The sequence below is a fragment of the Bacillus sp. NH11B genome, assembly GCF_001884205.1.
In the GTDB taxonomy this organism is placed as follows: domain Bacteria; phylum Bacillota; class Bacilli; order Bacillales; family Bacillaceae_G; genus Bacillus_A; species Bacillus_A proteolyticus.
In genome coordinates, this window is record NZ_MAOG01000025.1 from 1 (window position 1) to 6,875 (window position 6,875).

Annotated in this window: 5 protein-coding genes and 2 pseudogenes; 2 read left to right on the forward strand and 5 right to left on the reverse strand. The window is 32.4% G+C overall.

Translation table 11 applies throughout. The features are described 5' to 3' along the window. Window positions 1–412 (forward strand): RNA polymerase sigma factor (locus BAU27_RS06295; RefSeq protein ID WP_071770403.1); only part of this gene is annotated, 412 nt, incomplete at its 5' end. Next, complete coding sequence (locus tag BAU27_RS06300) at window positions 402–1,232, forward strand: anti-sigma factor (protein WP_071770404.1); 831 nt, start codon at window positions 402–404, stop codon at window positions 1,230–1,232. The genes BAU27_RS06295 and BAU27_RS06300, both read left to right, overlap by 11 nt. An 11-nt stretch (window positions 1,233–1,243) precedes the next feature. On the opposite strand, the gene BAU27_RS06305 is transcribed toward BAU27_RS06300, so the two are convergent. The 5 genes and pseudogenes from BAU27_RS06305 to BAU27_RS06320 all read right to left on the reverse strand — a co-directional run bounded on the left by BAU27_RS06305 (window position 1,244) and on the right by BAU27_RS06320 (window position 6,460). After that, window positions 1,244–3,004, reverse strand: coding sequence for a peptidoglycan D,D-transpeptidase FtsI family protein (locus tag BAU27_RS06305; RefSeq protein ID WP_071770405.1), 1,761 nt, complete (start codon window positions 3,002–3,004; stop codon window positions 1,244–1,246). Between the two features lie 231 nt (window positions 3,005–3,235). Further along, window positions 3,236–4,673: pseudogene (locus BAU27_RS06310) on the reverse strand (IS4 family transposase). A 121-nt stretch (window positions 4,674–4,794) separates the two neighbouring features. Beyond that, window positions 4,795–4,913 (reverse strand): annotated as a pseudogene (locus tag BAU27_RS31650) (IS6 family transposase); the annotation flags it as partial. A 123-nt stretch (window positions 4,914–5,036) separates the two neighbouring features. After that, window positions 5,037–5,981: an acetyl-CoA carboxylase carboxyltransferase subunit alpha gene (locus tag BAU27_RS06315; RefSeq protein WP_071770406.1), complete on the reverse strand. Its 945-nt coding sequence runs from the start codon at window positions 5,979–5,981 to the stop codon at window positions 5,037–5,039. Between the two features lie 32 nt (window positions 5,982–6,013). After that, complete coding sequence (locus tag BAU27_RS06320; RefSeq protein ID WP_000817662.1) at window positions 6,014–6,460, reverse strand: MarR family winged helix-turn-helix transcriptional regulator; 447 nt, start codon at window positions 6,458–6,460, stop codon at window positions 6,014–6,016. Window positions 6,461–6,875: the final 415 nt, after the last annotated feature.

Consider the following 6,875-nt stretch of genomic DNA (forward strand, 5'->3'; position numbering starts at 1 on the left):
CATCACACAAGATGTCTTTATAAAGGTTTTTAAACATTGGCATTCGTTTCGAAAGGAGTCATCTATTAAAACGTGGATATTAAAAATTACAAGAAATACGGCAATAAACTATTTGAAATCCTCTTATTTTAAAAGGATATCTTTAGTGGGATTTTTTAGTGACGATAAGCAATCTCCATCGGCAGAACGAGAATTTTTTAATCAAGAGGAAATAAATGAAGTGTGGGATGTTGTATTAAAATTACCTAAAAAACATCGTGAAATAATTATATTGGACGCGAAATATGAATTATCTTATGAAGAAATGGCTGAAACATTAGATGTATCAATTGGAACAGTCAAATCTAGATTAAGCCGAGCGAGAAGTAAGGTTTCAAAACTAATAGGGGAGGATAGAAGTGATGAACAGTAAAAAAAATCCTGATTGGTATAGCAAATTAAAAAACGGTCCAATGGAGAATCGTAAAGATGAAGAAGAATTTATTTATAAAATAAAGCAATCGATAGACCAAAATAGTGAAGTAGATTCTGCAACATTTAAGAGACCATTTCGTAAAAAAGTATTGCCTATTGTAGTTGTTTTGGTTTGTACAATGTTATTTTTTATTGTTCAGCAACCTTGGTTTGATGATAATAAATCACCGGTACAAAGTAGTACTCAAATTAAGTCGAAAACAAAAGATGAATCTGATCAAGATCCCTCACTAAAACAATTTATGAATGATTTATATCGAAGTACAAATTCAAAAAATGAAAATGACCTTTATAGCGCGTTAAATGATGAAGTTCTATTTAAAGGTATTATGTATAAGAAGGATGAATTACAGATTGATGATGATATTTTTCATGAGTTGCAAGTCGCTCTTACAATGGGGGGAGAATTTGTGAATGATACGAAGAAAGTTTACAAAGTGCCAAGTGGCTCGACAGAAAGTAATCAATCAAATCAAGAACACTTTATATATGCAACTGTTACTGGAAACAAAACGAAAATTTTAGCTGAACCAAAACTAGAATCACAAGTTTTGTATGAAGTATCTAATGATATGGTAAAAGCTTGGATCCCGGAAAAATTGCAAAATGATGGATATATAAAAATATCGACTATTAACGGTGATACTACTGGATATGTACAAAAAAAGTATGTTTTAACTGATATTAAATATTCTTTCATGTTCGAAAAGAGTCATGAAGGTATATGGAAAATAACGAATATAGAATCTATATGGTAAAAGAGGAAGGTTCACTTTAATGAACCTTCCTCTTTATTTTTATTCTCTTTTTGAAGAGTATCCCAGGAATCTAAAATTTTTGCTGTAACAAGAGCGGCACTATTCTTTTCTGAATTACCACCAGGAATAACAACAGAAATGGCGATTTGTGGATCTTTGGCAGGAGCATATGCAATGAAAAGAGAATGATTTATCACTCTTTCTTGCTCATTCGGTGAACCTGTTATACCCGTTTTACCTGCGACATCAAAGGGCAAGTTTTTAATCTCCTCTATATTGTGACTCATCCCACCTTGCACGACGCTCCAAAATTTCATCGGATATCGATTAGAACTTTCTAAGATTGGTTTAAACTTTTTTGAATCATTACCGTCATGATCAATAATGGCACTTACGATTTGAGGTTTATATTTATCACCTTTACTTGCCAAAGTTGCTGCATATTGTGCAAGCTGAAGAGGAGTGTGCACTTCATTTCCTCCCCAAGAAGCATTTAATAAAGCGGAGATTCCATTTTCAAACTTATTAGATGGATGAAATTCATATTTTCCGTCTTCTTCAAAGGGTAAATCGATCCCAGTTTTAGAACGAAGGCCGAATTGCATTAAATAATCTGTCCATATATGTGCTACTTTTTCTATATTCCCATTATTTTGGTTGAATAAGGGTAGCGCTACTTTTGCTGTCATAAATGTGTTAGATGAATTAATGATAGCCTGCCTCGGTGTAATCTCACCTGTTGGCGTTCCAGGTGCATTCGTAATGTTATTTTGATTATCATACTGAAAACTACCCTTATCTAAATAAGTATCTTCAGGTTGAAAAAGCTTTTCGTTTAATCCAATTAAAATAGTAAGTGGCTTTATAGTAGAGGCCATATTTACATAAGATTCACCATACTTTAATTTTTGAATTGCTTTATTTTGCGAAAGTGATTTAATGTTTTCATTTTTAGATGATACATGTGTATATAATATATTTGGATTAAAAACTGCCGAGTTGGCCATAGTTAAAATTGCGCCAGTTTTTACATCGGTTACTACAACATAACCAGCATTAGCATCAGGTATTTTCTTAATTTGAGATCTTAATGCTTCCTCTGTTTTTTGCTGCAATTTCGAGTCTAAAGCTAGCCGGACATCTTTTCCTTTTTGTACTTTTTGAATGTTCCATAAGAACTTTTTATTATTCATTTTAAAAATCAGAGTTTTTTCTGGTTTTCCTTTTAAATCATTTTCATATTGAAGCTCAATCCCACTTTTACCAACAGGTACATACTTAGAATTAAGGTCATTTTCTACATACCCAATTACTTGTGAAGCAATTTCGTGCTTTGGATAATATCGAATCCATTCATCTTTGATTATTACATTATTGGGTTTGTTCTTGTTTATGAATGTAAGTTCACTCTCATTTATGTCAGAGTATAACGGTATATCATTCATAGTCTGCTTTTTACAAGATTGTTGTAATTGTGATTTCATGTCCTCTGCAGAAATGTCATGTTGAAACTCGCTTGAAAATTGATTGAAAAAAGCTAATGTGTTTGATATATCTTGATTCGATAGCTCTTCATCATTAGAAGTGCAATATAGAGACTTAACTTTCTTATTTGTAGCTAGTATTACACCGTTTTGATCAAAAATTTTTCCTCTTTCAGCTGAAGAAGTTGCGATAGTAATTGAAATGAAGTTGATTTTTAATAAAATTAGTAAAATCAAACCTACAATAGAAAGAACCGCTAAAAATCTCCATTTTTTTGTATGTAACATATAACCCTCCCTTATGTAGCCTATTTCATCTTATAGTTAATTATTTTTTTTGTAAATGTGGAATAATTTTATTACTTAGGTTGTCTATTAGGGGGCACCATACATGCCCATCAACTTAAAAATGAAAACAAAGTGTACTTTCATTTTGTGGAGGTAAAGCATTCCTAAAATAGAAGCATACTCTTAATAATATGCATACCAAATAAACCCTAACGGGTTTCCTTTTTTAAATTATGCAACTTTCTTTTGTTTTTTCAACCCATTATACTCATAAACAACACCCATAATATCAAAAACAGTCTTCTTCTCATATCGATGAGATTTTCTTCCGTTCTTCTGTAGGAGGTGGAACAGGCTGATTAGGATCTTTGTTATTTCTTGGATGTTTTGTTGTATGGCTTGATACAAACTCGATAAGTGGTCTTGAATCATTCCAATTGCTTTATATTCACTTAATTCTTGTTTCTTCTTTTGTAAAATTAATTGTCGCATCTTAAACATAGTAGAAGAACATAGAAAAATGGCAATGAGTTTTCCGTAAACATGGCATTCTAATCGCTCTTGTTTAATATGTTGCCAATGATGAATTTGAAATAAGGATTTCCAAGTTTTAAAAATGATTTCAATTTGCCAGCGGAGAGAGTAAAAATTATGGATTTGTTCCATCGGAGCAATCTCCCAAGGTGTATTGGTAACATATAGGTTCATGCCAGCTAATCGTTTGCTTTTTTCCGAATATGTAATCCCTTTTTTACTTTCTGTGTACACTTGTTTTTTCATACGCTCACGAAGTTGTTTTTCTGTTAATCGATACATAATCACCCGAGTGAATAGTTTTTTATCCTTTCCAATATAAGCTTCTTTTATTTCATAGGACTGTCCTGGTTTTAAGGTATCCATGATGTGCTCTAAATCAACTTTGATGTACTGAGATTGTTTTTTTATTGTTCCGTTTCGAAAGTATTCAGGAAATTCATTTTTGACATATACCCTATTGTTTAATTTGAGTCGCGATATATAGTACACACCACGTTGATCCATTTGATCTAAATCATCCAGTGAATAATAGCCTAAATCCCGAATACATAGGTCACCAGGGCGTAATGTTGATAAACACTCTGTTCCAAAGGTTTTATCATTATTTTTCCCCTGGTTCCACTTGGAAATTTAAAAACTGACCACTATGTAAATCATATTCTAACTGGATTTTTATACCCGCTGTTTGTGCACAACCACCTGATCCAGGATTTACATTGGCCAAGTGTTTTGGTACGTGAAAAATGGTTGCATCTAAAATACGAATTCGCTGAAAATAGGTAAGTGAAGCACTTGGAATTGCTGACTTTCCACAAACTTTATTTTTTAATAATGTGGAGAAAATATGTTTCAAAAAGAACACTGCCTTTTTATTAAAGCGCTTATTTAGTCCTTCAGGACTCATAAGAGTTCCTGTTGATGCATGTAGCTGACTACACAATCGGACTAATGAATCACTCGCTACTCGTTGACTAATCCAGACACATATAGTAGCTAAATCATACCCTGAAAATTTACGTTTTCGTTTTACAAAACCTAGCTCTCTAGCGAGATTTTCCAAAAATGAAGGGGTAAGATGTTCATATAAATCTTCAGCGAATAATTGTAATTCGTCAGAAATTGATAGATACATACAAAAACGCCATCCTTTCCTATGATTCTACAGAAAGAATAGCGTATTTTTTGGTTCTGGTGCAAAGGTAGTGGAAAAGAAAATATAACATATATATTTCTAGCATAATGGTAGGATAATCCTGGTTCCTCATCATTTCTACTAAATCACGAAAAATTAAGTTGTACCGTACCAACGTACAGTTAACAAAATAATATCTTGCTGATAATGCTTCCATTTGAACAAATTTTCCTTTTCCATACCGATCACACATCTTTTGTAGAGTAATAGTATCAGCATATCCCAGTTTAAGAGGTTACTTACAAAATATTTAGAATTTTTTTGCGAGAATCCTCCGAAATGTAATACGGACTTTAAATACTTTCATTTATAATTCTCTATTCGTCTATACTTTTCATATCGCTGTTGTATAAGCTCTTCCGAGGATAATAGTATCAATTTTTTTAGAGATGATTCGATTACAGATTCAATCATTTTTGCCTGTGATTTTATATCATTTTGTGCTCCACCTTTAATTTCAGGAATGATTTCATCAATAATTCCTAAATGTTTTAAATCTTTTGCTGAAATTTTCATATGTTCAGCAGCTTCTGGAGCATACTTAGCGTCCTTCCATAGGATAGATGCTGCTCCTTCTGGCGAAATTACCGAGTACCATGAATACTCTAACATATGAATATGGTTACCGACACTAATGCCAAGAGCTCCACCACTTGATGCCTCTCCAATTACAATACAAACAATTGGCACTTTAAGTGTAGCCATTTCAAATAGATTTCGAGCTATCGCTTCAGAAATTCCACGTTCTTCAGACCCTTTCCCTGGATAGGCGCCTATTGTATCAATAAATGTAATAATAGGGCGTTTAAATTTATCAGCTTGTTTCATAAGTCTTAGCGCTTTTCTATAACCTTCTGGATGTGCCATTCCAAAATTTCTTTCTATATTTTCCTTTGTATTTCTACCTCTTTGATGACCAATAACCGTAACGGGCATCCCTTTAAATTTTGCAATACCACCTATCATTGCTTTATCATCACCATATAATCGATCACCATGAAGTTCGAGAAAGTTTGTAAACAATAAAGGTATATAGTCCAATGTCGTGGGCCGGTTACGTAGCCTTGCAATTTGAACTCGTTGAAAAGGTGTAATATTAGAATAAATTTTATCTTGCATTTTATTTAAACGTTTTTCTAATACATGAATTTCTGGCGATAAAACTACATTATTTTCTTTCATAATTTTCTTTAATTCATCAAATTTCTCTTTTAATTCAATAATAGGACGTTCAAAATCCAAACTCATTTTACCCTCCAAATGTTATGATTTACCTCACTCTAATCAAAAGGCTTAGAAATAGAATCAATAAATAATTCAAAACCATCCACAACTATTTTTTGTTCTGATTCTGATAAATTATTGAGAATACTTTGATAAAATGTAATGGATTGCTCTCTTAAGCAATTAACAGTTATGTGACCTTTTTCTGTGAGGTGCAGAAAAAGTTCTCTTCTATTTTTTTCATTTACTTCACGATAAATAAGCCCCTTTTTTACTAACTTATCTACCAATCTACTTACAGTTGAAGTCTCTAATCTAAGTTTATTGGATAGTTGCCAAACAGTTAATTTTTCCACCTCTAGTTCCTCTAACGCCATCATTTGAGAAGTTGGTAAAGGTTTTTCAAATGGTCCATTGGGCAAATTTTGAGATTCAAAAACCCCAGTTATTATAATCATTTTCTTAATATCTGTTCTTAGTTTTAAGGCATCTTCTCTTTTCAAATAGGTCACCCTCTCACAACTAATGTATCATACATCAATTGTATTATACATGAATATGTTTTTTTCACAAGCTTAACGTAAGCCAATATTACAACATGGACGAGATATTTCTTCTTGTTAAAATGGTATAAGTGGATTGTTTTCTACAAATGGCAGAACATCAATTATGTATCAGGGGCCTTTATGGGGTACCGCTCATCGAAATCAAGCTAAGAAAATAAAACTACCCCAAAAACGAAATTCTTAAGTTGATGGGCATGTGGTGGTAACCTCTTTAGAAAAAAGAAACAATCTCGCTTAAAATTGACTTTACATAATCTTAGCTTGATAGCAATGTGGTGGTACCCCACATCCATCAACTTAAGGTATATTTTTATACAAAATGCGGTCTTTCCATATAGTTTTTTATTATCTT

What these genes read in the sequence shown, in the direction of transcription:
- BAU27_RS06305 (WP_071770405.1), bottom strand. Translation starts at nt 3,004, where the DNA reads ATGTTACATACAAAAAAATGGAGATTTTTAGCGGTTCTTTCTATTGTA.
- BAU27_RS06300 (WP_071770404.1), top strand. Translation starts at nt 402, where the DNA reads ATGAACAGTAAAAAAAATCCTGATTGGTATAGCAAATTAAAAAACGGT.
- BAU27_RS06315 (WP_071770406.1), bottom strand. Translation starts at nt 5,981, where the DNA reads ATGAGTTTGGATTTTGAACGTCCTATTATTGAATTAAAAGAGAAATTT.